Source organism: Streptomyces sp. NPDC093018, from assembly GCF_040684035.1.
GTDB lineage: Bacteria > Actinomycetota > Actinomycetes > Streptomycetales > Streptomycetaceae > Streptomyces > Streptomyces murinus.
This window is the reverse complement of record NZ_JBFBFF010000013.1, coordinates 214434-239515: the sequence shown is the minus strand read 5'-3', so window position 1 is coordinate 239515 and position 25082 is coordinate 214434. Positions and strand designations below refer to the sequence as shown.

General features: G+C 72.9%; 23 protein-coding genes. 3 read left to right on the top strand and 20 right to left on the bottom strand.

Features of this window, described 5'->3' with window-relative positions; translation table 11 throughout:
- The 15 genes from AB0N90_RS26890 to AB0N90_RS26820 form a co-directional block, all read right to left on the bottom strand.
- On the bottom strand, positions 1-1301 hold a 1301-nt coding region (locus AB0N90_RS26890; protein WP_365200861.1), incomplete at its 3' end, for an AlkA N-terminal domain-containing protein.
- A 67-nt stretch (positions 1302-1368) separates the two neighbouring features.
- Positions 1369-2238: a methylenetetrahydrofolate reductase gene (locus AB0N90_RS26885; RefSeq protein WP_365200859.1), complete on the bottom strand. Its 870-nt coding sequence runs from the start codon at positions 2236-2238 to the stop codon at positions 1369-1371.
- 166 nt (positions 2239-2404) lie between these two features.
- A complete protein-coding gene (locus AB0N90_RS26880) occupies positions 2405-3235 on the bottom strand; it encodes an enoyl-CoA hydratase/isomerase family protein (RefSeq protein WP_365200856.1) in 831 nt (276 codons plus the stop codon).
- A complete protein-coding gene (locus tag AB0N90_RS26875; protein WP_365200854.1) occupies positions 3232-4479 on the bottom strand; it encodes a cytochrome P450 in 1248 nt (415 codons plus the stop codon). Before AB0N90_RS26875 ends, AB0N90_RS26880 begins: the two co-directional genes overlap by 4 nt.
- A gap of 94 nt (positions 4480-4573) precedes the next feature.
- Positions 4574-5929 carry a cytochrome P450 gene (locus AB0N90_RS26870; protein WP_361681125.1) on the bottom strand — a complete coding sequence of 452 codons (1356 nt, stop codon included), beginning with the start codon at positions 5927-5929 and terminating at the stop codon, positions 4574-4576.
- 13 nt (positions 5930-5942) lie between these two features.
- Complete coding sequence (locus AB0N90_RS26865; protein ID WP_037659561.1) at positions 5943-6503, bottom strand: ATP/GTP-binding protein; 561 nt, start codon at positions 6501-6503, stop codon at positions 5943-5945.
- Between the two features lie 3 nt (positions 6504-6506).
- On the bottom strand, positions 6507-6890 hold the full coding sequence (locus tag AB0N90_RS26860) for a DUF742 domain-containing protein (RefSeq protein ID WP_361681121.1): 384 nt from the start codon (positions 6888-6890) through the stop codon (positions 6507-6509).
- A complete protein-coding gene (locus AB0N90_RS26855) occupies positions 6887-7726 on the bottom strand; it encodes a roadblock/LC7 domain-containing protein (protein WP_361681118.1) in 840 nt (279 codons plus the stop codon). The genes AB0N90_RS26860 and AB0N90_RS26855 overlap by 4 nt, the downstream gene beginning before the upstream one ends.
- A complete protein-coding gene (locus AB0N90_RS26850) occupies positions 7723-8913 on the bottom strand; it encodes an ATP-binding protein (RefSeq protein ID WP_361681115.1) in 1191 nt (396 codons plus the stop codon). Before AB0N90_RS26850 ends, AB0N90_RS26855 begins: the two co-directional genes overlap by 4 nt.
- A gap of 351 nt (positions 8914-9264) precedes the next feature.
- Positions 9265-9774, bottom strand: coding sequence for an O-acetyl-ADP-ribose deacetylase (locus AB0N90_RS26845; RefSeq protein WP_361681112.1), 510 nt, complete (start codon positions 9772-9774; stop codon positions 9265-9267).
- A gap of 24 nt (positions 9775-9798) precedes the next feature.
- Positions 9799-11217 (bottom strand): NAD(P)/FAD-dependent oxidoreductase, encoded by a 1419-nt coding sequence (locus AB0N90_RS26840; RefSeq protein ID WP_365200848.1) that lies wholly within the window; start codon positions 11215-11217, stop codon positions 9799-9801.
- Positions 11218-11330: 113 nt separating this feature from the next.
- Positions 11331-13130 carry a gamma-glutamyltransferase gene (locus tag AB0N90_RS26835; RefSeq protein ID WP_365200845.1) on the bottom strand — a complete coding sequence of 600 codons (1800 nt, stop codon included), beginning with the start codon at positions 13128-13130 and terminating at the stop codon, positions 11331-11333.
- A 57-nt stretch (positions 13131-13187) separates the two neighbouring features.
- Entirely contained in the window at positions 13188-14636 is a 1449-nt protein-coding gene (locus AB0N90_RS26830) for an NAD(P)/FAD-dependent oxidoreductase (RefSeq protein WP_365200842.1), read from the bottom strand.
- The gene (locus tag AB0N90_RS26825) at positions 14633-16387 is read right to left on the bottom strand and encodes a DUF3556 domain-containing protein (RefSeq protein WP_365200840.1); all 1755 of its coding nucleotides are present in this window, start codon (positions 16385-16387) and stop codon (positions 14633-14635) included. Before AB0N90_RS26825 ends, AB0N90_RS26830 begins: the two co-directional genes overlap by 4 nt.
- A 36-nt stretch (positions 16388-16423) precedes the next feature.
- A complete protein-coding gene (locus AB0N90_RS26820; protein WP_365200837.1) occupies positions 16424-17899 on the bottom strand; it encodes an AMP-binding protein in 1476 nt (491 codons plus the stop codon).
- A gap of 155 nt (positions 17900-18054) precedes the next feature.
- Here AB0N90_RS26820 and AB0N90_RS26815 point away from each other — a divergent pair, with 155 nt between their 5' ends.
- Both AB0N90_RS26815 and AB0N90_RS26810 read left to right on the top strand, forming a co-directional pair.
- Entirely contained in the window at positions 18055-19332 is a 1278-nt protein-coding gene (locus AB0N90_RS26815; RefSeq protein ID WP_365200834.1) for a helix-turn-helix domain-containing protein, read from the top strand.
- A gap of 82 nt (positions 19333-19414) precedes the next feature.
- The gene (locus AB0N90_RS26810; protein ID WP_361681091.1) at positions 19415-19792 is read left to right on the top strand and encodes a nuclear transport factor 2 family protein; all 378 of its coding nucleotides are present in this window, start codon (positions 19415-19417) and stop codon (positions 19790-19792) included.
- A gap of 20 nt (positions 19793-19812) precedes the next feature.
- Here AB0N90_RS26810 and AB0N90_RS26805 read toward each other — a convergent pair whose 3' ends face one another.
- From AB0N90_RS26805 to AB0N90_RS26795, 3 genes are all read right to left on the bottom strand, one after another.
- Positions 19813-20721 carry a LysR substrate-binding domain-containing protein gene (locus AB0N90_RS26805; RefSeq protein WP_365200831.1) on the bottom strand — a complete coding sequence of 303 codons (909 nt, stop codon included), beginning with the start codon at positions 20719-20721 and terminating at the stop codon, positions 19813-19815.
- A 95-nt stretch (positions 20722-20816) separates the two neighbouring features.
- Positions 20817-22145 (bottom strand): diaminopimelate decarboxylase, encoded by a 1329-nt coding sequence (lysA, locus tag AB0N90_RS26800; protein ID WP_365200830.1) that lies wholly within the window; start codon positions 22143-22145, stop codon positions 20817-20819.
- A gap of 91 nt (positions 22146-22236) precedes the next feature.
- Positions 22237-22587, bottom strand: a complete 351-nt coding sequence (locus AB0N90_RS26795; RefSeq protein ID WP_365200827.1) for an SAV_915 family protein — start codon at positions 22585-22587, stop codon at positions 22237-22239.
- Between the two features lie 287 nt (positions 22588-22874).
- Here AB0N90_RS26795 and AB0N90_RS26790 point away from each other — a divergent pair, with 287 nt between their 5' ends.
- A complete protein-coding gene (locus AB0N90_RS26790; RefSeq protein WP_365200824.1) occupies positions 22875-23441 on the top strand; it encodes a universal stress protein in 567 nt (188 codons plus the stop codon).
- A 169-nt stretch (positions 23442-23610) separates the two neighbouring features.
- On the opposite strand, the gene AB0N90_RS26785 is transcribed toward AB0N90_RS26790, so the two are convergent.
- A complete protein-coding gene (locus AB0N90_RS26785) occupies positions 23611-24294 on the bottom strand; it encodes a response regulator (protein ID WP_365200821.1) in 684 nt (227 codons plus the stop codon).
- A gap of 152 nt (positions 24295-24446) precedes the next feature.
- Entirely contained in the window at positions 24447-25079 is a 633-nt protein-coding gene (locus AB0N90_RS26780) for a potassium-transporting ATPase subunit C (RefSeq protein ID WP_361681076.1), read from the bottom strand.
- Between the last annotated feature and the right edge of the window lie 3 nt (positions 25080-25082).

The window sequence follows — 25082 nt, the reverse complement described above, 5'->3', positions numbered from 1 at the left end:
GCACGCATGGCGATGACATCGACCGTCCAGGGCCCAAAACCGGGCAGCGCGAGCAGCCGGGCACGGGCCCCGGCCCAGTCGGACTCCACCCCCAAATGGAGCGTACCGTCGGCGAGTTGACCCACCAGGGTGGTGAAGGTGGTGCGCCGGGTGCGGGGCATCGCCAGGGTCTCCGGGTCGACCTCGGCCAACGCCTCGGGCGAGGGGAAGAGATGAGTGAGGCCGCCCTCGGGATCGTCCACGGGCGTGCCGTGCGCGGTGACCAGGCGGCCCGCGTGGGTGCGGGCGGCGGCCGTGGACACCTGCTGCCCCAGTACGGCCCGCACCGCGAACTCGGCCTCGTCCACCGTGCGCGGCACCCGACGCCCGGGAGCCTTGTCGACCAGCGGGGCCAGCAGCGGATCGGTGCGCAGCCGGTCGTCGACCGCGACCGGGTCCGCGTCCAGGTCCAGCATCCGCCGGCAGCGGCTGATCGCCACCGCCAGATCCCGCAGATCGCTGAGCGTGAGACGGCAGGCGATGTGGTCCGGGCGCGGGGCCAGGGCGACGATCCCGTGCCCGTAGGGCAGCCGGAGCGTGCGGCGGTACGCGCCCTCGAGCCACTCCTCCACGCCCGGTACGGCGGTGGCGGCGAGGTGGCCGAAGAGGTTGTCCGGGTTGAGCGGGGCACGGAACGGCAACCGCAGGGACAGCGTGCCCGGCGTGGTGTCGCCCGCCGCCCGCCCGGCCGGCACCCGCCGACGCAGCTCGCTCGGGGAGAGGGCGAAGACCTCGCGGACGGTGTCGTTGAAGGCGCGGATCGAGGAGAAACCGGCCGCGAAGGCGATCTCCGCCATCGGCAGCGCGGTGGTCTCGATGAGCAGCCGCGCCGTCTGGGCGCGCTGAGCACGGGCGAGCGCCAAAGGACCCGCACCCAGCTCGGCGAGCAGCTGCCGCTCGACCTGGCGGGTGCTGTAACCGAGCCGGGCGGCCAGACCCGGCACCCCCTCACGGTCCACGACCCCGTCCGTGATCAGGCGCATCGCACGGGCCACCAGATCAGCGCGCTGATTCCACTCCGGGGAACCGGGACTCGTGTCCGGACGGCAGCGCTTGCACGCACGGAACCCGGCCTGCTGACACGCCGCCGCACTCGGGTAGAACGTCATGTTCCCCGGCTTGGGCGGAACCACGGGGCAGCTGGGCCGGCAGTAGATCCGGGTGGTCAGCACGGCTGTGTAGAACCATCCGTCGAACCGCGCGTCCTTCGACTGCACGGCACGCACACAATGCTCCCGGTCGAAGTGCGTCGCTGTCTCCATGACTCCAGGATGACCAGGGTGGGAGCGGCGCGCTGGCGGAAATCCGGCACGTAGGCCGGGGTGGCCGCTATCGGGTCCGCTCGCGGAAGCGGCCGACCCATTCCGCCGTGCCGCGCAGTCCGCCGAACGTGTAGAAGTGCACCTTGACCACGCCGTGGCGCGCGGGGTCGTACCGTTCGCCGAGCGTGTGCAGGAAGCGGTCGGGGCCCGCCGTGCCCAGCAGGTTGGTCAGCGAGAAGCCGTATTTGCGGGCGACGGAGGCGCTGGTGGTGACGCCGAAGCGGGTGGCGTAGCCGACGAGGCGGCGGATACCGGCCGGGCCGGGGACGCCGATGCGGACGGGCAGGTCGACACCCCGGGCGCGGACGGCCGCCAGCCAGTCGAGGACCGGGTCGGCGTCGAAGCCGAACTGGGTGATCACGTCGCCGGTGAAGGGTCCGGCGCCGATGGCCGCCGCCTTGTCGGTGAGCGCCGACCACAGCGCGGGGCCGGATATCGCGGGGTGGCCCTCGGGGTAGCCGCTGATGCCGATGTGGCGCACCCCGTAGCGCTCCAGCAGCCCGGTGCGCAGGACGGCGAGGGCGTCCTCGTACGGCCCCTCGGGGCGGGCCGGGTCGCCGCCGACGACGAAGACGTTGTCCGCGGTGCCGTCCTTCGCGAGGCCCGCGAGGAACTCCTCCAGGGCGGCGGCCGAGGGCAGCCGGCGGGCGGAGAGGTGCGGCACGGGCACGAAGCCGAACTCCCGGACCGCGCGGGCGGCGGCGAGCCGGGTGGCGTGGTCCTCCCCGGCGAGGAAGGTGACGTTGATCCGGGTGCCCTGCGGAATGCTGCCCCGCGCCTCCTCCAGCGCGGGCACGTCCTTGCCGGTCATCTCCAGCGAGAAGTCGTCCAGCAGGGCGGTGCCCACCGCGGCGGGAACGGTGACGGCGGGATTCATCGGGCTCCTTGCGGCTCGGGCGCTGCGGTGGCTGCAGGCCGGGGGTCCCGGCCCCGGCCGATGATGCCACGCGGCCTCCTGCGCGCCGTTCCCGGGCCCTGCGGTGACCCGCCGGCCGCCGCGGTGGAGTGACGGCCCCGTCATGGCGGGGACGGGGCCGGACCGGTCAGGAAGGGACCGGGGCGGGGGGTGGGGCCGGTCGGCCGGCCTGGGCCAGGCCCAGGTGCGCGCTGAGCAGATGGGCATCGAGCAGGCCCACCTCGGCGGTGCGGGCGGCTCGCGCGTAGCCGTTCAGCATGCGCTTGGTGAGGACGAGCGCCTCGGGCGCGCGGCGCAGCAGCGGCCTGATCCAGGAGTCGACCGCCGCGTCCAGACCGTCCCGGGGGGCGACCTTGTGCAGCAGGCCGAGCCGCTGGGCCGCGGCCGCGTCGAAGTTCTCGCCGGTGAGCATGAGTTCCCGGATGTGCGAGACACCGGCCTCGGCGATCAGCCGGCCCATGGCGCCGCCCCAGGCCGGGGGCAGGCCGAGGGCGACCTCGGGCATGCGGAAGCGGCAGTCGTCGGCGCCCGCGCGCAGATCGCAGTAGGAGGCGAGGGCGAGTCCCGCGCCGATGACCCGGCCGTGCAGCCGGGCGATGGTGATGGCGTGGGTGTTCTCCAGGGCCTCGCACACGCGCAGCGCCTTGTCGTTCATGCGGCGCAGGGCGGTGCCGGTGGGGTCGTGTGCCAGGGCCGTCTGGAACTCGGTGCGCTCGGCGCCCAGGTTGAAGTCGTCGCCCGCCCCGGTCAGCAGCAGGACGCGGATGTCCGGCCGGTCGTGGAGAGCGTGCAGGACGGCGAGGAGGTCGTCGAGCAGGGCGACCGTGAAGGTGTTGTCCTTCGGTGTGGCGCCGAGCCGGACCCGCAGCACTGGTCCGTCGAGGTCCGCCTGGATCGCGGTGGTGGCGAAGGGGCGGTGGAGGTCGGCAGGTCCGGCCGTCGCGGATATGTCGGTCATGCGAGGGTGACGTCCAGGTTCAGCAGTCGTCTGAAGGCCACGCGCGGCGCCCAGGTCGGGCGGCGGACCAGGGTGAGCTGGGGGAAGCGCGTGACCAGCTGGTGGAGGAGAGTCTGGGCCTCCAGGCGGGCCAGGGGCGCGCCGAGGCAGTAGTGGATGCCGCCGCTGAAGGCGAGATGGGCCGGCTTGCGGTGCATGTTGAACAGTTCTGGGTCCTCGTGTTTGGCCGGGTCGCGGTGGGCCGCGCCGATCAGCAGGTGGACCATCTCGTCCTTGCGGATCTCCACACCGCCCAGTTCGCAGTCGCGCGAGGAGACGCGGCTGATGACATGGGTGGGCGGGTCGTAACGCAGCGACTCCTCGACGGCGGCCGGCACCAGTTCGGGCTGGACGGGGAGCCGGTCCCACTGGCGGGGGTGTTCGAGGAGCAGCAGGGTGGTGGTGGACAGCAGCGTGGTCGTGGTCTCCAGGGCGGCCAGGAGCACGAACAGGGCGAGGAAGTAGACGGCCTCGTCGGCCTTGTCGCGGTCGCTCTCCATGCCGTCCCACAGGGTGATCCAGCGGGAGACCGGGTCGTCGCCCGGGCGGGCGCGCCGCTCGCGGACCAGGTCGGTGAAATAGCCGCGCAGTTCGGCGGTGGCCGCGTCCGACAGTGCCAACTGGCTCGCGGAGGGCAGCAGTTCCTGGGTGAACACCTGGTCGTGGGTGAGCTCGCGCAGCCGGGGGTGGTCGGCGGTGGGCAGGCCCAGCCAGTGTCCTATGACGGCGACCGGCAGTTCCTCGGCGACCAGGTTGTTCAGGTCGGCCTCGCCGTCATGCAGCCGCTCGGCGAGGTTGTCGAGCAGCTTGGTGGTGAACCGCTCTATTATCCCGCGCATCTCGTCAAGCGAGTTGCGGTCGAACATACCGGCAGAGCGGCGTACCCAGGAGTGCTCAGGGGGGTTGAGAGCGGGCAGTGTGCGGCTCATCTCCCGGGAGGAGGGCGCCATCCAGCGGGTGCCGTCGCCCTGCTGTTCTCGCCAGCGGGCGTCCGGCTCCAGCCAGTCTCTGCTGCGCACGACCTGGTCGCAGGCATCAAATCCGGTCACCAGGTGACCGCCCCAGGGTGCGGTGGCGACCGCACCCCTGGAACGCAGTTCCGCGTAGATCGGAAACGGGTTGGCCTGCCCCTTGGGCGTGCGCAGCCGGGAGAAGAGCGATACGGCGAAGCGTCTGTCGGTGGGCTGAGTGGCGATGGTTTCCACAATGACCCTTTCTGATCTAGACATCAGCCCGCATGCATACCCTCCGCATCTGACGCATATACAAGATGACTATGCGAGCCGCGCGTTGTCTTCGTCACTCCCCTCGCGTCCACGCCAGGAAGCGGCTGAACAGGCCCGACTTGGGCTTGGCGGCGCCGCCCATCGCCGGCCGGGGCGTGGCCGTGACGTGACCCGCGGAGGCCGCCGCCGGGGAGTCCGCCTTCTGCGCCGCCGTCGGCACCACGATGCGCGGGGTGAAGCGCACCGGCAGCGCCACCAGGGAGCGGCTCCACGGTGCCGGGACCCAGCCGAGGTCCTTGAACGGCATCCGGACCTCGATGTCCGGGAGCCGGTTGAGCAGGGTCTCCACGGCGGTCACCGCGATCACGAACGCCGGGTCCTTGGCGGGGCAGGCGTGCGGGCCCGCGCCGAAGGCCAAGTGGGCCTTGGCGCTGAGCTGTTCGCGGTGCTCGGCGAGCCGGGGGTCGGTGTTGGCCGCCGCGAAGGAGATCAGCACCGGGTCGTTCGCCTTGACGACCCGGCCGCCCAGCTCCACGTCGTGCGTGGGGTAGTGGGCCGCGTAGTTGGCGATGGGCGCGTAGTTCCACAGGACCTGGGTGACGGCGTCCTCGACCGGCAGACCCGACTGCCACTCCTCGCCGAGGATCAGCGCGCTCGCGGTGCCGATGGTGGCGGAGAGCGGGCTGGTGCCACCGGAGAGCAGGGTGACGAGCTGGTGCAGCATCTCCTCGTCGGACAGCTGCGCCGAGTGCTGCATCAGACGCGTCGTCAGGTCGTCGCCGGGATTGCGGCGCTTGAGGGCGATCAGCTCGTTCAGCGCCTCGGCCAGCAGCTGGTCGGCGCCGGCGCTGCCGGAGAAGATGCCGGTGATACCCGCGATGACGCGGTCGCCGATCTCGGGCGGGCAGCCGAACAGGTCGCTGAAGACGAGCAGCGGCAGCGGCTGGGCGTACTCCGCCATCAGCTCGGCCTGGCCCAGGCGCTCCGAGCTGAAGCGGCTGATCAGGTAGTCGGCCGAGGCCTGCGTCTGGCGCACCAGCTGGAGCTCGTTGACGCTGGCCAGCGAGTCGGTGACGGCCTGCCGCAGCCGGGCGTGCGCCGCGCCGTCACTGAACAGCGCGTTGGGCCGGTACGCCAGCATCGGCAGGGCGGGGCTGTCCTCGGGCACGCGGCCCTCGTTCAGCGCGTTCCAGCGCCGCGAGTCGCGGACGAAGGAGGCCGGGTTCTGGAGGATGTAGAGCGCGGCGTCGTAGCTGGTGATCAGCTCGACCTCGACGCCGGGCGCGATGTCCACCGGCGCGCTCGGGCCGAGGCTGCGCAGATGGGCGTAGTGGCCGTCCGGGTCGGAGCCGAACCGGGGGCCGTAGAGCGGGATGTTCCCGTGTGCGGGGCAGCCGGGGGGCGGCTCTATGCCGGGTCGCTGCTGCATGAGCGGGGGGCTCCTAGTCGATGAGGGAGAGAAGGTGGTGCACGAGGGTGATCAGCGCGTTCGCCGACGACTGCTCGTTGCGGACGTCGCAGGGGACGACGGGGGTGTCCGCGGACAGGTTGAGGGCCTCGCGCACCTCAGAGAGCGGGTAGCCGGGCGTGCCGTCGAAGTGGTTGACCCCGATGGCGTAGGTCAGGCCGAACCGCTCGACCAGGTCGAGGATGGGGAACGACTCGGACAGCCGCTCGGGGTCGACGAGGACGAGCGCGCCCAGGGCACCCCGGGACAGCTCCTCCCACATCTCCTTGAAGCGTTCCTGGCCGGGGGTGCCGAAGAGGTACAGCACCACCTCGTCGTTGATGGTCAGACGGCCGAAGTCCATGGCGACCGTCGTGGTGGTCTTGTCGGGGGTGCCCGACAGATCGTCGAAGCCCTCGCTGGCCTCGGTGATCTCTTCTTCGGTCCGCAGCGGCTCGATCTCGGAGATGCTGGCGATGCACGTGGTCTTGCCGACCCCGAAGTGCCCCACCACGAGCACCTTCACCGCCGTACGGACACCTGAATCCAGGTACACGAATCACGCTCCGAATCGGGCTCTGAGGCCGTCGAGCACGGCGTTCAGTACTTCTCGGTCGACACGTTCCGCGCGGGGCACCGGCTTCCGCGCGATGATCAGGCCGCCGTCCTCCATCTCGGCCAGCAGGATCCGGACGACCCCCAGCGGCAGATGGGTGTGGGCGGCCACCTCGGCCACGGACAGGAATCCGTCCATGACCAGGTCGAGAACCTGCCGGGCCTCCGGGGTGAGCGTGCGCACCGTGGTGGCGGCGTGCTCGCTCGCGGACACGAGCGTCGTATGCCCGTAGGCGTGTTCCGGGGGCAGGGATCGCCCGTTCGTGATCACGAAGAACGGGACTAATGCGGAGGTGAGTTCCAGATCCTCTTCGGGCTCGTCACTCACGCGCGGCTCGCCTCCCCCTGCGGGGACAGATAGGCGCCGAGTCTGGGCACCACCCGGTGCAGCCGGGTCGTGAACTCCTCGATGTCGGCGTCGTGCTGGGCCGCGGCGGCGAGGAAGGCGCCCCGCCCGGCCGAGATCAGGAAGATCCAGCCGTGCTGGAACTCGATGACGGTCTGCCGCCAGGACGCGTCCGGCTGTACACCGGCGAACTGGGCGGTGGCCCGGCTGTAGGCGTGGATGCCGGTCATCGCGGCGGAGATGGTGTCCGCGAGGTCCTGGCTCATGCCCGTGGTGGCGCCGCGGGGAAGGCCGTCGCCGCCCAGCAGTACGGCGTGCTGGGCGCCGCGCACCTCACCGATCACCTCGTCCAGGTCGGCGATCCGGATGCCGGTGCCGATCTCCCGGCCGCCGCGGGCGCGCCGGTCGCGGTTCCCGGCCTCGTCGGCGTGCACCCGGGGCGGCGAGGTGAGGTTGTTGCCGAGCCGGGCGACGAGCCGGTGCATGCGGAAGGAGATCTGCTGCATGTCGACATCGGGTGCCGCGGCCGCCGCGAGATAGGCGCCCTGTCCGGCCCCGATCAGGAAGATCCAGCCGTGCGAGAACTCGATGATGGTCTGGTTCCACTGCCGGTCCGGGCCGTCCCCGGCGAAGTGGGACGTGGCCCGGCTCAGCGACTGCATGCCCGCCATGGCGGCGGAGATGGTCCGCACGTCCTTCTGGGCCATGCCGTCGGTCGCCCCGCGGGGCAGGCCGTCCGCGGACAGCAGGACGGCGTGGCGTGCCTTGGGCACGTTGGCCACGATGTCCTCAAGCATCCACGACAGGTCGGTGATCATGTGTCATCGGACCCTTCGGACGGTGCCGCGGAGAGATTGCGGCCGGAGAGCGTGCCGCGCTGGAAGGCACCCAGGCTGCGGCCCGCCGCACGTCCGGCGTCGTCCCCCGCCGCGACGTGCGGCAGGCCGACGGTGTCCTGGTCGGGGACGCTGGCTATGGGTACCTGGCGGGCACCGCGCCGGGGCAGACCGCCCGCGGTGCGCGCCACCGGCTCGGGCCGGGCGGCGGGAGCGCCGGGCTGCTCGACAACGGGCTGGACCTCGTTCACCGGTGCCGTCTCCTCCTCGGTCCACAGCTCCTCGGGCAGCAGCACGACCGCACGCACACCGCCGTAGCGGGAGACACCGGTCACGTCCACCCGGAACCCGTACTGCTGGGACAGCAGGCCGATCACCGGGAAGCCGAACTTCGGCTGGTTGCCCAGCTGGGACAGCCGGGGGCGGTACTGGCCGGAGAGCAGGGCGGTGGCCTTCTGCCGCTCCTCGTCGTTCATGCCGACGCCCGCGTCGTCGATCACGATGCAGAGGTTCTTCTGCACCCGCTGGAACGTCACCTCGATGGGCGAGCCCTGCTGGGAGAAGCTGGCAGCATTGTCGAGCAGCTCGGCGACGGCGAGGGCGACCGGCGAGACCGCCGACGCCTTCAGCGCGAAGCCGGTCTGCTGCATGATCTCCACGCGGCGGAAGTTGCGGATCTGGCCCTGGGCGCTGCGCACCACGTCGTAGACGCTGGCGGCGCGGCTGCGGCGGCCCAGCGGGGCGCCGCACATCACGGCGATGCCCTGCGCCTTGCGGGCCATCTGCGCGTTGGCGTGGCCGACCTCGAGGAGGTCGCCGAGGACGGAGTGGCCGCCGTACTTGCGCTGGATCTCCTCCAGCAGCGCCAGCTGTTCGGCGGCGAGGCTCTGCAGGAAGCGCGCGGAGCCCTTGAGCACGGCCTTGGTGCTGTCCTCCGCCGCCTCCTCGGCTTCCTGGATGGTCTTGGCGTGGTCGGTCCGGTGCTGGTGGAGCTCTGCTCGTAAAGTGGCGAGCCGGCCGTCGGCCTCGCTCAGTCGCTGGGTCAGTGCGGCTTCGGACCTGTCCTTGTTCGCCGCGATGGCCTTGGCGCGACGACTGAGGACCACGGTCGCGGCGACGCCGAGCGCCGCCACGACAACCAGGCACCAGACAAGTGCGTCTCGAATCATGGAAACCTTTCCTGGCGGTTAGCCTGCGGCCGTTGGCGGAAGTGCACCGCACCACCGGTGTGGGACAACCGGTCGCGAACGGGTCGGGCAGGTCACGCGGAGGACCGGACCGAAACCGTTTTCTGCGGTGCCTGAGCCGAGGGGACCAAGGTCACAGACGCGGGGATGCTATCACCCGCTTAGGGGAACCTTTGCCACACCGAGGCAGGTCAACAACCCTGCTCACCGCCCGGGTTGCGGTGGTTACGCGCTGCTGCTCCGACAATTCCGGATAGCGGTCCGGCAGTTGCTCGCGGGCGGTGTCAAGGGGGTGTCAGAGCGGCGTCAGGAGGGCGCGAAGGAGCCGTCGGATCAACCGATCTGACGGGCGAACACCTCGTACGCGGGGGTGTCGAAGAGCACGAAGCGGATCTCCTCGACGGCCGTCTCCACGGAGCGGACGGTCTCCAGGGCGATCCGGGCGGCGTCGGCCATGGGCCAGCGGTAGACGCCGGTGGAGATGGCCGGAAACGCCAGGGTGCGGGCGCCGAGCGCGTCGGCGATGCCCAGGGACGCGCGGTAGCAGGAGGCGAGCAGCTCGGAGCGGTCCTCGTCCTCGCTGAAAACCGGTCCGACGGTATGGATCACCCAGCGGGCGTCGAGCCGTCCCGCGGTGGTCGCGACGGCCTGTCCGGTCGGCAGTCCCCGGCCGTAGCGCGCGGCGCGCAGGGCGCGGCACTCGGCGAGGATCTCGGGGCCGCCGCGGCGGTGGATGGCGCCGTCGACGCCGCCCCCGCCGAGCAGTGAGGAGTTGGCCGCGTTGACGATCGCGTCGGCGCTCTGGTGGGTGATGTCGCCCTGGACGAGCAGGATGCCGGTCATGTCTGCCTCACTCTCCGCCGGAGGTCATGTCTGCCGCAGCCTTCGCCAGACGGCCTTCGCCGCGTTGTGTCCGGACATGCCGTGGACGCCCGGTCCCGGCGGGGTGGCCGAGGAGCAGAGGAAGACGGCCGGGTGGGGGGTGTGGTACGGGAACAGGGTCGGCCGGGGCCGCAGCAGCAGCTGGAGCCCGGAGGCGGCGCCGCAGGCGATGTCGCCGCCCACGTAGTTGGCGTTGCGGGCGGCCATCTCGGCGGGACCGGCGACGGCGCGAGCGAGGACGCGGTCGCGGAAGCCGGGGGCGAAGCGCTCCAGTTGGCGCTCCATGGCGTCGGTGAGATCGCCTGACCAGCCGTTGGGCACATGGCCGTACGCCCAGAAGACGTGTTTTCCGGCGGGGGCGCGGCCGGGGTCGGCCACGCTGGGCTGCACGGTGATCATGAAGGGCTTCTCGGGGGCGCGGCCCTCCCGGGAGGCGGCCCGCAGGGCGGTGTCGATCTCGGCCCGGCTCGCGCCGATCTGGACGGTGCCGGCGACGCGGGCCTCGGGGGCGGTCCAGGGCACCGGCCCGTCCAGCGCGTAGTCGATCTTGAAGACGCTGGGGCCGTAGCGGTAGCGGTCGTAGTGGGCGCCGAAACCGGCGATGCGGGCGAGGGCGGCGGGCGAGGTGTCGAAGACGTAGGCGCGCGCGGGCGGCAGGTCGTCCAGGCGTTTGACCTGGTAGTCGGTGTGTACGGCGCCACCGAGGTCGAGGAGGTAGGCGGCCAGCGCGTCCGAGATGGCCTGGGAGCCGCCGCGGGCCACCGGCCAGCCGCGGGCGTGCGCGGCGAGCGCGAAGACCAGGCCGATGGCACCGGTGGCGAGCCCGTCCAGCGGGGCCATCACATGGGCGACCAGCCCGGCGAACAGGGTCTTGACCCGCTCGTCCTTGAAGCGGCGCAGCAGCCAGGTGGACGGCGGCAGCCCGGCCAGTCCGAAGCGGGCCAGGGTGCGGGGGTCGCGGGGCAGCGCGGTCAGCGGCAGGGACATGAAGTCCCCTACGAGCGTGTCCCAGTGGGCGAGCAGCGGCTCGACCAGTCGTCGGTACGGGCCCGCGTCGCGCGGTCCGAAGGAGGCGGCGGTCTCGGCGACCGAGCGGGAGAGCACGGCCGCGGTGCCGTCGGGGAAGGGGTGGGCCATGGGCAGCTGGGCGTGCAGCCATTCGAGGCCGTAGCGCTCCAGGGGCAGGGCGCGGAAGGCGGGCGAGTTGATGCCCAGGGGGTGGGCGGCCGAGCACGGGTCGTGCCGGAAGCCGGGCAGCGTCAGCTCCTCGGTGCGGGCGCCGCCGCCCACGGTGGAGCACGCCTCGAACAGGGCCACGGAGAAGCCCCGCCGGGCCAGTTCCACCGCGGCGGTCAGTCCGTTCGGACCCGCACCCACCACGACCGCATCGAGCATCGACGGCACCTTCGGACCCCTTCGTCAGCCGATGGCCACTCGGGGTCAGGATATGCCGGGGCACCGACAGCGGGGGGCCGGGCGGCAAGCGGGCGGCCGCGGGACCTGGCTGAGCCGCATGGTCAGCGCCCCACCGCGTACCCCTGCATCCCCCGCGGGTTCGCCGCCGCCGACAGAATGCCCGTCTCCGGGTCGCGGGCGACCGCGCACAGCCGGCCCTCGGACCAGGCGGGGCCGAGGGTGAGGTCATGGCCGCGGCGGCGCAGCCCGGCCACCACCGCGTCCGGCGTCCGGGACTCGACGGTCAGCGCGCCGGGGCGGTGGCCGCGCGGGTAGAAGGAGCTGGGGAAGGCGTCGTTGTGCCAGTTCGGGGCGTCGACGGCGCCCTGGAGGTCGAGGCCGCCGCGGACCGGGGCGCGCAGGGCGACGGCGAGGAAGAAGTGCGGCTGCCACTGGTCCTGCTGATCGCCGCCGGGCGTGCCGAACGCCATGACCGGGACGCCGTCGCGCAGCGCGAGCGAGGGGGTGAGGGTGGTGCGGGGGCGGCGGCCGGGGGTGAGGGTGTTCGGCAGGCCCTCCTCCAGCCAGGCCATCTGGAGCCGAGTGCCGAGCGGGAAGCCCAGCTCGGGCACGACGGGGTTGGACTGGAGCCAGCCGCCGCTGGGCGTGGCCGCGATCATGTTGCCCCAGCGGTCGACCACGTCCAGGTGGCAGGTGTCGCCCCGGGTGCTCCCGTCGCCGGACAGCCGCGCGAGTGTCGGCTCCCCCACACCCATCGGGTCGAACCCCTCCTCCGTGAGCGGCGCGGAGGTGCGGGCGAGGTCGGGCAGCCGGGGGGTGCGGCCGCCGGGGGCGCCGGGGCGCAGTTCGTACGACGCCTCGCTCCCGATCAGCGCGCGCCGCCCGGCGTTGTACTCGTCCGACAGCAGCTCGGCGAGCGGCACCTCGGCGGCGTCGCCGTACCAGGCCTCCCGGTCGGCCATGGCCAACTTGCAGCCCTCGACGAGGAGATGGACGTAGTCGGCGCTGCCGTACTCGGGCAGTTCCGGTGGCAGCAGGGCGAGTTGCTGGAGGAAGGCGGGGCCCTGGCTCCAGGGTCCCGCCTTGCACACGGTCCAGCCGTTCCAGTCGTAGGACACCGGATCCTCGTACGTCGCGGACCAGTTGGCGAGGTCGGCCGCGTCGAGCAGGCCGGTGTGCCGTTCGCCGCTGGTGTCCAGGGTGGGGCGCCGGGACTGCCGCAGCAGGGCCTCGGCGATGAAGCCGCCGCGCCACACCTCCCGGGCCGCGTCGATGCGGGCCTCCCGGTTACCGGCCCGCGCGGTCTCGGCGAGCAGCCGCCGCCAGGTGGCGGCGAGGGCGGGGTTGCGCAGCGGCACCCCGGGGCGGGGCGGGCGGCCGCCCGGCAGATACAGCTGTGCCGAGGACGTCCACTCCGTCTCGAACAGCGCCCGTACGCCGTCGACGGTCGCGCCGATGTTCTCCACCGGCGGGTGGCCGTGCTCCGCGTAGCCGATGGCGTATTTCAGTACGTCGTCGAGGGATTTGGTGCCGTGGTCGCGCAGGAGCAGCAGCCAGGCGTCGAAGGCGCCGGGCACGGCGGCGGCGAGGGGGCCGGTGCCGGGGACGAGGTCCAGGCCGAGGTCCCGGTAGCGCGCGGCGCCGGCGGCGGCCGGGGCCACGCCCTGTCCGCACAGCACCCGGACCGCGCCGCCGGCCGGGGCGAGCAGGATCGGCACCTCCCCGGCCGGGCCGTTCAGATGCGGCTCCACGACATGCAGGACGAAGGCGCCCGCCACGGCCGCGTCGAAGGCGTTGCCGCCGTCCTCCAGCACGGCCATCGCGGACTGGGCGGCCAGCCAGTGGGTGGCGGAGGCCATGCCGAAGGTGCCTTGCAGGGTGGGCCGGGTGGTGAAGTGCACGTCTCACCTCGCGCGAGTGTGGGCCGGTTCCGGTCGGTCGCCCGACCGGCCGCCAGGCTACCGAGGGCTTCGCTCCCCGTCCGCATTCTGCCGAACTCCCAGATGGCGCAGGGCCGATGCGGCCGCTCCCGCCCCGCACATGCCGTGCGCGCCGGGGCCCGGTGGGGTGGCGGCGGAGCAGCAGAAGACGCCGGGCAGGCCGGTGGAGTAGGGGTCGAGGGCGGGGCGGGGGCCGAGGACCAGCTGGGGCGCGGTCTTGGCGCCGGTGAGGATGTCGCCGCCCGCGAAGTTGGCGTTGTCGGCGGCGAATCGGGCGGGTGTGGTGGTGCGCAGGCCGAGGACGCGGTCCCGGGTGCCGGGGGCGAAGCGTTCGAGCTGGGCGAGTACGGCTTCGGTGGCGTCGCCGTCGTAGCCGTACGGGACATGCGCGTAGGCCCAGACCGGGTGGACGTCGCCCGCGGAGCGGCCGGGGTCGGCCAGGTACTGCTGGCCGACCAGGACGAAGGGGCGCTCCGGCATCCGCCCCCGGTTCACGTCCCTTTCCGCGCGGGCGATCTCGGCGAGGGTGCCGCCGAGGTGGACGGTGCCGGCCCGGCGGGCGTCCGCGTTCGTCCAGGGCACGCCGCCCGCCACCGCGAGGTCGACCTTGAAGGCGCCGGGGCCCCGGCAAAAGCGCAGGTAGGCGTCGCGGACCCGGGTGGGCAGCCGGTCGGCGTAGACGCGGGCGATCTGGGCGGGGTCGAGGGCGAGGAGGGTGACGTCGGCGGGCGGCAGCTGGGAGTGGTGGGTGACGCGGACGCCGGTGTGGATCCGGCCGCCGTGGGCGCGCAGCGCGTCGGCGAGGCTCCGGGCGATGGCCCCCGAGCCGCCCTCGGCGACGGCCCATCCGGCGGCGTGCCCGGCGACGAGGATGCCGAGGCCGATCGCCGAGCCGAGCGGACGGTCCAGCGGCCGGAAGGAGTGCGCCGCGACGCCCGCCCACAGCGCCCGGGCCCGCTCGGTCGCGAACAGCCGGGCGAGGAGGGTGGGCGGGAGCGTGGTGGGCAGCCCGAACCGGGCGAGCAGCAGGGGGTGGCCGGGGACGCGCAGCAGGGGGCGCAGCACATCGTCGCCGAGGGCGTCCCAGTGCCGTACCGAGGGCGCGAGGAGCCGGCGGTAGCGGGGGCCGTCGGGGCCGAGCAGGCGGGCGGTGTCCTCGACGGAGCGCAGCAGGACGCCCGCGGTGCCGTCGTCCAGGGGGTGCGCGCAGTCGATCTCGGGCAGCCGCCAGCGCAGTCCGTGCCGGGCCAGGTCGAGGGCCCGGTGCGCGGGTGAGGTGACGGCCATGGGGTGGACGGCCGAGCAGTGGTCGTGCAGCAGTCCGGGCAGGATGGCCTCCTCGGTGCGGGTGCCGCCGCCGATCTCGTCGGCGGCCTCCAGGAGGGTGACGTCGAGTCCGGCGCGCGCGAGGAGGGCGGCGGCGGTGAGCCCGTTGGGCCCGCCGCCGACGACGAGGGCGGTGCTCATGCGGTGGTGTCCTGGGCGGCCGGGTGCGGCGGGTGGACGCGTCGCACGTCGTACACGGGATAGTCGGGGCCGTCGGTGGGCCAGGGCTGGCGGGTCAGCATGTCCCGCACTCTGACATGGCCGCTCTCCAGGAGGCCGAGCGCCGCGTCGTGCACCTCGTACGCCTGGGTCCCCCGGTGGATGGGCTGGCCCTCCAGGCAGATCACGCGCACCTCGCCGGGTGCGAAGGCGCAGCGTTCCTGGACGGCGGCGAGCAGCTGGTCGTCGTGGAGGTGGCCCTCGCCGAAGTTCCAGCCGAGGGCGAAGCCGGCGATCAGTTCGCCGTCCACCACCGTGGTGTCCGGCTCGCCCCAGGTGACGCGGTCGATCAGGCCGTTGTGGGCGCGGCCGTGGGAGTGCAGGGAGCGCCAGCCGTGCATCTTCTGGGAGAGCAGCAGGGCGGTCTCCTCGTCGTAGAGGGCCGCCAGCTGCCCGGTGGGCAGTCGGCACGCGGTGCTCAGCCCGGCCTCCAGGCGGTCCAGGGCGTCCCCGGTGAACAGCCAGGCGCTGGTGGCCCAGTTGCCCGCGTAGTAGCGCATGGCGGGCAGGAACGACACCAGGTCGGGCCGTACGTTGCCGAGCGCGGGCAGCAGCAGGAGGCTCGGCAGGACCACCACGAGCAGCCAGGGCGAGTGCAGCTGCCGGACGCTGACGTCGGCGTGGGCGCCGAAGAGGTAGCAGAGCGAGAAGACGAAGAAGATGTTCCACTCCAGCGGCACGCCCATCGGCACGGTGGAGAGGATGTGGAGGTGGAAGACGGCCATATAGCCGAGGGCCGCCCAGGTCCAGAAGCCGCCGTGGCCGAGGAAGACCAGGTACAGCGGGACGGCGTACTCGGTCAGGGTGCCGATGTGGGCGAGGTAGAACGGCAGCTTCGAGGGGCGCAGGTCGTGCGGGTGGTCGCGGAAGAACAGCCGTTTCACGCGGCGGCCCGGGATCAGCGGGGCGTTGCTCATCATCGTGGCGACCACGAACGGGAAGTGGTGGTTGAGCTTGGAGGTGGCCGCGCCCCACCACAGGGCCAGCATGACCAGCTCGTAGCCGATGAACTGGTCCTGGTAGGGGAAGAAGAACAGCAGCAGCGACAGCCCGTACTGCTCGCCGCGCGCGGCGAGGAAGACGGTCTTGTCCCGCAGGCCCAGCAGCGCGAGGGCGGCGATGAGCGGCAGCGCGGCGCGGGCGTCGAGCAGTCCGGCGGGGCCGTGGGGGCCGGTTCCGGGGCGGCTCAGCAGCCAGCAGGACGACAGCAGGACGACGGCGTACAGGGCGACGTCGAGTGCGGTACGACGGCTGCCCCGGGTGAGCGGCACCCGCTCCGGCCACGGGGGCAGCCGGATCGTGCCGGGGCGCAGCCAGTACAGCACCGACCCGATGGGCGGGTTGAAGCGGGAGGTCAGCGGGCCGGAGCCGCAGCCGAGGCCCACCACCTCCCACAGCAGGGTGAAGACGATCAGCTTCTGGTAGACGATCGGCTCCGACCACCAGGACGCGATGTCGGCAAATCCCCCGAGGCCGGGCGTCAGAGAGATCACATACGCCGAACCGCCCACGTACAGCAGACACTTGACGACGTAGAACAGGTACACGGCGTACGGCGTGCCGAAGCCGTACTCGACCCAGTGCCGGGTGAGCACCTTCAGGCGCTCGGGGCGCGGCAGCGCGAGGTAGGACTCGGCGTCGACGGACGGGAGCCGGGGGTTCATGAAGCCCATGAGGATCACACCCTGGTGTCTCGGAGGGGTGGTGGCTCAGCCGGCGGGGGTGAGTGCCCTGCGGCGCAGCGCGGGCTTGTCGGTCTTGCCGACGGGGTTCCTCGGGAGTTCGGGCAGCACGAGGATCTCCACGGGACACTTGTACGGCGCGAGGCGCTCGGCGGCGAACGCGGCCATGTCCGACGGGAGTTCGCCGGAGCCGTCGCGCAACACGACGAAGGCGAGCGGGACTTCGCCGAGGACGGGATCGGGACGGCCCACGACGGCGGCCTCGCGAACGGCGGGATGCCCGTGCAGCACGGTCTCGATCTCCTTGGGATAGACGTTCTCGCCGCCCCGGATGATCATGTCCTTGACCCGGTCGACCAGGACGAGATAGCCGTCCTCGTCCAGCCGCCCGAGGTCACCGGTGTGCAGCCGTCCGCCGCGCAGCGCCTTCGCGGTCTCCTGCGGGCGGCCGAGGTAGCCGCGCATCACGGTGGGCCCGGCGACGACGACCTCGCCGATGCCGCCGTCGGTGACGGTCCGGCCCCGCTCGTCCACGATGGAGACGGTCTGCCCGGGCAGTGGGAGCCCGACCGTGCCGGGCTTGCGGGGGCCGTCCAGCGGGTTGGACGTCGAGGCGCAGGTCGCCTCCGACAGGCCGTACCCCTCGACGAGCCGGAACCCGAACCGCTGCTCCACCGCGGCGATGAGCCCCGGCGGCATGGGGGCGGCGCCGCAGACGGCGAAGCGGAGCGAGGAGGTGTCCGGCCGTACCTCGGGCGGCAGGTCGGCCAGCATCGCGTAGATCGCCGGGACGCCGGAGAAGAAGGTGGGGCGGGCCCGCTCCAGGGCCCCGAAGAAGCCCTTGGCGCTGAAGCGGCCGACGAGGGTGGCCCGTCCCCCGGCCCGCAGCGGGGACAGCACGCTCACGACGATGCCGTTGACATGGAACAGCGGCAGGATCAGCAGGCTGTGATCGGCCGGGGTGAGCCGCATCGTCTCGATCATCGCCTCGGTCATGGCGTCGATGTTGCGGTGCAGGAGCTCGACGCCCTTGGGACGGCCGGTGGTTCCGCTGGTGTAGATGACGAGCGCGAGGGCGTCGCCGTCGGCGGGCGGTATGGGCAATGGGGCGAAGTCAGGTGCCGGAGCTGCCAGTTCGGGCAGGGTGAGCGGGGTCGTGGCGGCGGGGAGCCCGTCCGGTGCCTCCTCCGTCACGACGACCCGGGCGCGGCAGTCGTCGAGCTGGTACGCGGTCTCGGTCGCGGTCAGCGCGGGGTTGACCGGGGTGAGCGCGGCGCCGAGGCGCCAGGCGGCGAAGAGGGTCGCGACCAGCTCGACGCGGTTGGTGAGCTTGACCGCCACGATGTCGCCGGGGCGCACCCCGCGGTGGGCGAGATGGCGGGCGTAGCGGTCGACCAGGTCGGCGAAGCCGGCGTTCGACAGGGTGCCGTGGGTGTCGTCGGTGAGGGCCGGCGCGTTCGGGGCTTGTTCGCGGCGCACAGCGGGCAGGCGGCTCAGGTTCATGCGGGAAGGCACCTCTGGTTCGGGTGACGGGCAATTGGACGTGACCGTAGAGCGTTTCGGCACCGGGCGGCCACGGCCGCGGGGCACAAGGCGGGCGGCGGCTTTCGTGCCGCGCGCACGAACGCCGGGATCCGGCCACCCCGTAGGGTGCGGCCATGGAGGCACAGCGGGCGTTGGTACGTCAGGTCGGCGACCGGGTCAGGGAGTCCCAGGAGGCCCTGGTCGAGGGGCTGGTCCAGGACATTCGCGCGCAGATCGGCGCGCTCGACCAGGAGGCCGCCGCGCGCTCCCTGCTGGAGGCGAGCATCACGGAGAACGTGGTGGCCGCGATCAACTTCCTGCGGCAGGGCATCGATCCGGATCAGCTGGAGGCGCCGACGGCCGCGCTGACCTACGCCCGGGTCCTCGCCCAGCGCGATGTGCCCCAGTCCGCGCTCATCCGCGCCTACCGCATCGGCCATCAGCGCTTCCTCGACCACACCTTCGCCCTGCTCGACGATCTGCCGGCCGCGGACCGGGTGCCGGTCTGTGTCGAACTGGTGCGGCTGTCGGGCCAGTTCATCGACCTGATCTGTGAGCAGGTCGGCCGCACCTATGAGCGGGAGCGCGACCGGTGGGTGGCCAGCCGCAGCGGGGTGCGCCAGCAGTGGGTGACCGATCTGCTCGGCGGGGGTCCGGTCGACCGGGCCGCCGCCGAACGGGCGTTGCGGTATCCGCTGGACGCGGTGCACCTCGCCTGCACGCTGTGGCCGGCCGCCCGGATGACCTCCTTCGACCTCGTGGCCGCGGTGGACGACGTACGCGCCCATGCGGTGTCGGTGCTGCGGGCCCGGGCCGCGCTGGTGGTGCCGACCGACGAGTACGAGGCACGGCTGTGGCTGGCGCTGCCGGAACCGCCCAACGCGTGTGCTTCCCCTTCGAGTTCGGCTTCGGTGCCTGCGTACCTCAGTGCCCCGGAGGGCAGTCCGCTGCACGCCGCCTTCGGTCGTCCGGGGGCCGGTCTGGGCGGCTTCCGGACGTCCGCGCGGCAGGCCGCACGGATCAGGGAGATCCTGGGCACGCGGCTCGGTTCCGGCGCCGCCGCGGCCCCGCTGTGGGTGCACTACGACCAGGCGGCACCCGTCGCCCTCATGGCCGGGGACCTGCCCGCCGTCCGCGACTTCGTGGCGAGCACCCTGGGCGCCCTGGCGGCGGCCGGTGCCCGCGAGGCCGTACTGCGCGACACCCTGCGGGTCTTCCTCGACCGCCACCGGGGCCACGCGGCCACGGCCCGGGCGATGAGCCTGCACCGCAACTCCGTCCAGTACCGCGTGCACCGGGCCACGGCCCTGCTCCCCCACGGCGAGCGCGACCTCGCGGACGACTTCAATGTCCGCGCCGCGCTGCTCGCCGTGCACTGGCTGGGCGACGCGGTCCTGGCGACCGGGCCCTGAGGGCGCCGGGCGGCCCGGTGCACCGTGACCGGGAGGCGGCTCGTGGGTCGAACGCACACGAAACGGCTGGTATTACTGGGGCATGCAGGAAGAGACCGCACGCTCCGCGATCGACACATTCATCTCCGCGTTCAACGCCTCGGACGACAGCTATGTGACCGCCCTTCTCTCCCAGGCCCTGACCTCGGACGTGGTCTTCTGGGGGCCGTTGGGTCGCAGCGAAGGGATCGCGGCGGTCGAGCGGTTCGTGCTGGACATCCGGCACCACCCGGCGGGGACCGGCACGATGGTGCGCTGCTCGGCGGTGGACATGCCCGACGAATGGGCCCGGTACCAGTGGGTCTTCACCACGCCCGACGGCGGCCCCCGGCTGGCGGGAACGGACGTCGTCCATCTGCGGCGGAGCCTCATCGACCAGGTCATCGTCTTCGCGGGAGAGATCGAGCCGATGTCCTCCTGAGTCATTCCTCGTGCTTCGGCCTAGTCGGTGACGTGGCGGGTGATCAGGTTCAGCAGGCGCAGCACCGTGGCGTCGGCGGTGGGGCGGCGGATCGCGACCACGACGGTTTCCAGCAGGGGCGATTCGTCGCGCAGCGGGACGAAGGCGAGGCCCGGGACGGGGAAGTCGCGCAGCCGGTCCGGGAGCAGGCTGACGCACAGGCCGGAGGCGACGTAGCTGTACAGGCCCGTGAGGTCGTCGGCCTCGGCGCGGGCGCGCGGGATGAACCCGGCGTCATGGCAGGCGAGTCGGACCTGCTGGGCCAGGGCGGGAAGGGCGCCGGGGGCGGGCAGCACGAAGTCCTCGTCGCGCAGATCGGCCAGGTCGATGGCGTCGGCGCCGGCCAGCCGGTGGTCGTGGGGCAGCGCGGCGGCGATGCGCTCCACCGCGAACGCCTCGCTGACGATCTCGGCGGACAGATTCGAGGGGTCGCGCAGGAACCCGAGGTCCAGGGCGCCGGAGCGGACCATCTCGGCGACTCCGGCGGGGGTGTCCTGGTGCAGATGGACGCGCAGGCCCGGCAGTTCCTCGGCGGCGGCGCGCAGCAGCGCGGGCAGGTAGTGGTGGCTGAGGACGGTCACGTAGCCGACCCGGACATCGCCCTCCAGGCCGCTCGCGACCCGTCGTACCCGCTCGATCACGGCGGACTGGGCGTCCAGCAGCCGCCGCGCGTCCACGGCGAACACCTCGCCCGCCGGGGTGAGGGAGACCCCACCGGCCCCCCGCTCGAACAGCCGCACCCCGAGGCCCCGTTCCAGCCGCTGGATCGACTGGCTCAGCGGCGGCTGGCTCATGTGCAGACGTTCGGCGGCGCGGCCGAAGTGCTCCTCCTCGGCGACCACCAGGAACTGCTCCAGCAGCCGCTTGGTGAGGTTGATATCTTCGTTCATATTGGCCACAGGATGACCATATACGGGGCAGACATGGCCCGCACGGCGGGGCACGGCGGTCCCCGCCGGAGCGCTCCGGCGGGGACCGCCGTGGTTCACAGGCCCACGTCGCGGCGGCGGATGTCCTCCAGGGACTCCCGGCGGACCAGCAGCCGGGCGCGGCCGTCGCGTACGGCGACCACGGGCGGGCGGCCGACCAGGTTGTAGCCGGAGGCCATGGAGAGGTGGTAGGCACCGGCGACGGGTACGGCGAGGAGGTCGCCGGGGCGGATGTCGGAGGGCAGTTCGGCGTCGGCGGCGAGCACATCGCCCGCCTCGCAGTGCCGGCCCACGACGGTCGTGCGGACCGGGTCGGCGGCGCTGTGCCGGCCGATCAGCCGGGGCGCGTACCGCACGCCGTACAGGGCGGGGCGCGGGTTGTCGCTCATGCCGCCGTCCACGGCCACGAAGACGTGTTCGCCGGTGTGTTTGACCGACAGCACCCGGTAGAGCGCGATTCCGGCGGGGCCCGCGATCGCCCGGCCCGGTTCGATGATCAGGCGGGGCACCGGCAGCCCGGCCGAGGCGCAGGCGTCGGCGAGTTCGGCGCGCACCTTGCGGGCCAGCGAGGTGAGGTCCAGGGCCTCCTCGCCGGGCCGGTAGGCGATGCCGTGGCCGCCGCCGAGGTCCAGTTCGGGCAGCACCACGCCGTACTGCCCGAACAGCCGGGCCATCAGTCCGACCATCCGGCGCACCGCGGTCAGATACGGCTTGACGCCGGTGATCTGGGAGCCCAAGTGGCAGTGCAGGCCGGTGAGTTCGAGGTTGGGCTGGTCGAGGATGCGGGTGAGGGCGTGCAGGGCGTAGCCGTCGCGGATGGAGAGGCCGAACTTCTGGTCCTCGGTGCCGGTGCGGATCTTGTCGTGGCCGCCCGCACTGATGCCGGGGACGACGCGCACCATCACCTTCTGCCGGCCGTCGGGCCCGACGGCGGCGGCCAAGCGGGCGATCTCCGAGGGGCTGTCGATGACGACGCGCCCGACGCCCAGGCGCAGCGCGGCCTCCAGGTCGCGGGGGGTCTTGGCGTTGCCGTGCAGCACGATCCGCTCGGGCGGGAAGCCGGTGGTGACGGCGAGTTCGAGTTCACCGGCGGAGCAGACGTCGAGCCCGAGGCCCTCCTCCTCCATCCAGCGGGCCATGGCCCGGCACAGGAACGCCTTGGCGGCGTACAGGACTTCGGCGTCGGGGAAGGCATCGCGGTAGGTACGGCAGCGGTCGCGCACCTCGGCCTCGTCCAGGACGTAGCCGGGGGTGCCGAAGCGTTCGGCCACCTCGGCGAGCGGTACGCCGCCCACCGCGAGGTCGCCCGCGCGGGGTTCGGTGGTGGAGGCGGGCCAGACCGACAACGCGTCGGTGGTCGTGGGCAGTTCGTGGACCGTGGTCATCTCGGCGTTCCTCTTTCGGGCGTTCCGGCGTCGGGCGTTGCGTCCTCGGGCGGTGCGTCGTCTCGATGAGACCGGGCTCAAAAGGCCGGGCTCAGGCGATCCGGGCGGTCCGCGGGGCGCGGGCGGCGGCCGGTGCGGGCCGGGGCACCGGAGCGGGCGCGGGGGCGGTGAACTGCGGGTCCACCGTGAGGGCGGTGATGCCGAGCGGTGCGGTCAGGGTGCGCAGTTCGGCCCGCGCGAGGCGGATGAAGGCGTGGCCGGAGCCGAGGGTGGCGGTGAGCCGGCGTACGGAGGTGAAGCCGACGGCGGTGCGCTCGCCGAGCGGGGTACGGAAGAGCCGTACCGCGTACCCGGAGGGTCCCGGCCGGACCGGGACGTACAGGGATCCGGCCGGGAAGGGTTCGGGGGGCTCGGGGTCGTCGCCGTGGCGGAGTTCTGTCATGAGGTGCCTCCCGTGAGGCAGGGAGCGTGGAGTCTGGGAGACCCCGGACGCGGGGAGGCGGTCCGGGGTTCGCTGTCGACGGTATGCCCGTGCCACCCGGTTGCCGGACCCTTGTTGACGTGACACTGACGGGGATCGGGACGGCTTTGACGGGTTGCTGATGTCCTGCCCGGCGGGCCGCGAAGGGGGCGTCAGCGGAGCGCCAAGAAAGGGCGTACGCCCTGTTCCGGGGCCTGGAACGCGGGTGTGATGGAGGGGATCCCCGAGAACCGCAGAAGGTGGCAGCGATGTCCGAGTACCAGGAGTCGACGGCGGCGCGTGTGCTGATGGGGGTCAGCGGCTCGCCGGGCAGCCTCGCGGCGCTCGGGCGGGCCGCCGTCGAGGCCCGGCTGCGCGGGGCGGAGCTGTGGCCGGTGACGGCCTGGGAGCCGCCCGAGGGGGATCTCGCCGCGCGCCGCTTCCCCGCCTCGGCCACGCTGGTCCCGCAGTGGGAACGGCTGGCCCGGGAACGGCTCCTCGACGCGCTGCGCGCCGTGTTCGGCGACGCGTCGACCGGGCTGCCCGGCGGTGCGCTCGTCGCCCGAGGCGCCCCCGGGCCCGCGCTGGTGCGGCTCGCCGGGCGCGACACCGACCTCCTCGTGATCGGCACCGGCGGCCGCGGCCGGCTGCGCCGCGCCCTGTGGCCCTCGGTGAGCCGGCACTGCCTCGCCCACGCCACCTGCCCGGTCCTCGCGGTCCCGCCTTCCCCCCTGCACGCCGCGCTGTCACAGGCCCACCGCCGCAACACGTTGCGACTGCGCCTCGACAGCGGCGACGTGGAGCGGGAGTTGGGGGTTGTGCCGCCGGGGATTTGAGCGGGGGCGGGGGTCTGAGCGGTCCGGAGGGGGAACCGGCGGCCTCGGGTTGAGCCGCACTGGGTCTGGGTCTGGGTTGTCCGGGGGCTGAACTCCGAGGCCCGCCCCGCCCGATGGCCCTGAGCCGACACCGGCTGCCGCTCGGAGTCCGCGTCAGCCGCAGTCCCCGTCACCCCTCGAAGCGATACCCCATTCCCGGCTCCGTGATCAGATAGCGGGGATGGGCGGGGTCGGTCTCCAGTTTGCGGCGGAGTTGGGCCATGTAGACCCGCAGGTAGTTGGTCTTGGCGGCCTGGGTGACGCCCCAGACCTCGCGCAGCAGATGCCGTTGGGTGATCAGCCGGCCGGGGTTGGTCACCAGGATCTCCAGCAGATGCCACTCCGTCGGGGTGAGGCGCACGTCCCTGCCGTCGCGCAGTACCTTCTTGGCGAGCAGATCGATGCTGAAGTGGGCCGTCTCCACCAGGACCGGTTCCGGCGCGGCCGGGGTGTCCTCGGTGCGGCGGACCGCGGCGCGCAGCCGGGCCAGCAGTTCGTCCATGCTGAACGGCTTGGTGACGTAGTCGTCCGCGCCCGCGTCGAGCGCCGCGACCTTCTCGCCGGACGCCTGCCGGGCGGACAGCACGATGACCGGCGTCCGGGTCCAGCCGCGCAGCGCCCTGAGGACGTCGACGCCGTCCATGTCGGGCAGCCCGAGGTCCAGCAGGACCACATCGGGTCTGCGCGCGGCGGCGAGGCGCAGGGCGGTGGCTCCGTCGGGGGCGGCGTCGACGCCGTAGCGGCGGGCCCGCAGGTTGATGACGAGGGCCCGTACGAGCTGCGGGTCGTCCTCGACCACGAGCACCCGGGTCATGGGGGTCACTCTCCTGTCCGTAGGGCGTAGGGCGGATCACGTAAGGCGGATGACGTAGGGCGGGTGGCGAGGGCGGATGGCGTAGAGGGAGCCGGCGCACCGGGGATTGCTCCCGGGGCGCCGGCTCCCCTGTGCCGGGTGGGGCCGGGCCCTCACCGACCCGCGGCGAGGTCCCGCAGCGCGATGTTGAGTTCGAGGACGTTGACCTGCGGCTCGCCCACGAAGCCGAGGCCGCGGCCCTGGGTGTGCTCCTTCACCAGCCGCTCGACCCGCGCGACGGACAGGCCGTTGCGCTCGGCGACCCGGTGCACCTGGAGCTCGGCGTACGCCGGGGAGATGGCCGGGTCGAGGCCGGAGCCGGAGGAGGTGACCGCGTCGGCCGGGACCTGGGCGGGCCGCACGGTGTAGCCGGGCACGGAGTTGTCCTTGACGACCTTCGCGCGGGCGTCCTCGACGGCCTTGACCAGCTTGGGGTTGTCGGCCGCCAGGTTGGTCGCTCCGGAGAGGATCAGCTTGTACCGGGTGTTGAGGGAGTTGGCGCCGAGTCCTGCGGCGGGCCGGGGCTGGAAGTACTTGAGGGTGTAGCCCTGTTGGCCGATGAGGGAGGAACCGACGACCTTGCCGTGCGAGGTGATCTCGGAGCCGTTCGCCCTGCCGGGGAACAGCGCCTGGGCGACACCGGTGACGGCCAGCGGGTAGAGGACGCCGGTCACCACGGTCAGCACCAGCAGGGCCCGCAGGCCCGCCCAGAGCAACCGGGCGGTGTTCGTGACGGAGTTGTTCATGGC

Excerpts from the sequence above, each read along its gene's own strand:
- AB0N90_RS26885 (WP_365200859.1), bottom strand. The coding sequence starts at position 2,238 with ATGAATCCCGCCGTCACCGTTCCCGCCGCGGTGGGCACCGCCCTGCTG.
- AB0N90_RS26880 (WP_365200856.1), bottom strand. The coding sequence starts at position 3,235 with ATGACCGACATATCCGCGACGGCCGGACCTGCCGACCTCCACCGCCCC.
- AB0N90_RS26870 (WP_361681125.1), bottom strand. The coding sequence starts at position 5,929 with ATGCAGCAGCGACCCGGCATAGAGCCGCCCCCCGGCTGCCCCGCACAC.
- AB0N90_RS26855 (WP_361681118.1), bottom strand. The coding sequence starts at position 7,726 with ATGATCACCGACCTGTCGTGGATGCTTGAGGACATCGTGGCCAACGTG.
- AB0N90_RS26850 (WP_361681115.1), bottom strand. The coding sequence starts at position 8,913 with ATGATTCGAGACGCACTTGTCTGGTGCCTGGTTGTCGTGGCGGCGCTC.
- AB0N90_RS26845 (WP_361681112.1), bottom strand. The coding sequence starts at position 9,774 with ATGACCGGCATCCTGCTCGTCCAGGGCGACATCACCCACCAGAGCGCC.
- AB0N90_RS26830 (WP_365200842.1), bottom strand. The coding sequence starts at position 14,636 with ATGAGCACCGCCCTCGTCGTCGGCGGCGGGCCCAACGGGCTCACCGCC.
- AB0N90_RS26825 (WP_365200840.1), bottom strand. The coding sequence starts at position 16,387 with ATGGGCTTCATGAACCCCCGGCTCCCGTCCGTCGACGCCGAGTCCTAC.
- AB0N90_RS26820 (WP_365200837.1), bottom strand. The coding sequence starts at position 17,899 with ATGAACCTGAGCCGCCTGCCCGCTGTGCGCCGCGAACAAGCCCCGAAC.
- AB0N90_RS26815 (WP_365200834.1), top strand. The coding sequence starts at position 18,055 with ATGGAGGCACAGCGGGCGTTGGTACGTCAGGTCGGCGACCGGGTCAGG.
- AB0N90_RS26810 (WP_361681091.1), top strand. The coding sequence starts at position 19,415 with ATGCAGGAAGAGACCGCACGCTCCGCGATCGACACATTCATCTCCGCG.
- AB0N90_RS26805 (WP_365200831.1), bottom strand. The coding sequence starts at position 20,721 with ATGAACGAAGATATCAACCTCACCAAGCGGCTGCTGGAGCAGTTCCTG.
- lysA (WP_365200830.1), bottom strand. The coding sequence starts at position 22,145 with ATGACCACGGTCCACGAACTGCCCACGACCACCGACGCGTTGTCGGTC.
- AB0N90_RS26795 (WP_365200827.1), bottom strand. The coding sequence starts at position 22,587 with ATGACAGAACTCCGCCACGGCGACGACCCCGAGCCCCCCGAACCCTTC.
- AB0N90_RS26790 (WP_365200824.1), top strand. The coding sequence starts at position 22,875 with ATGTCCGAGTACCAGGAGTCGACGGCGGCGCGTGTGCTGATGGGGGTC.
- AB0N90_RS26785 (WP_365200821.1), bottom strand. The coding sequence starts at position 24,294 with ATGACCCGGGTGCTCGTGGTCGAGGACGACCCGCAGCTCGTACGGGCC.
- AB0N90_RS26780 (WP_361681076.1), bottom strand. The coding sequence starts at position 25,079 with ATGAACAACTCCGTCACGAACACCGCCCGGTTGCTCTGGGCGGGCCTG.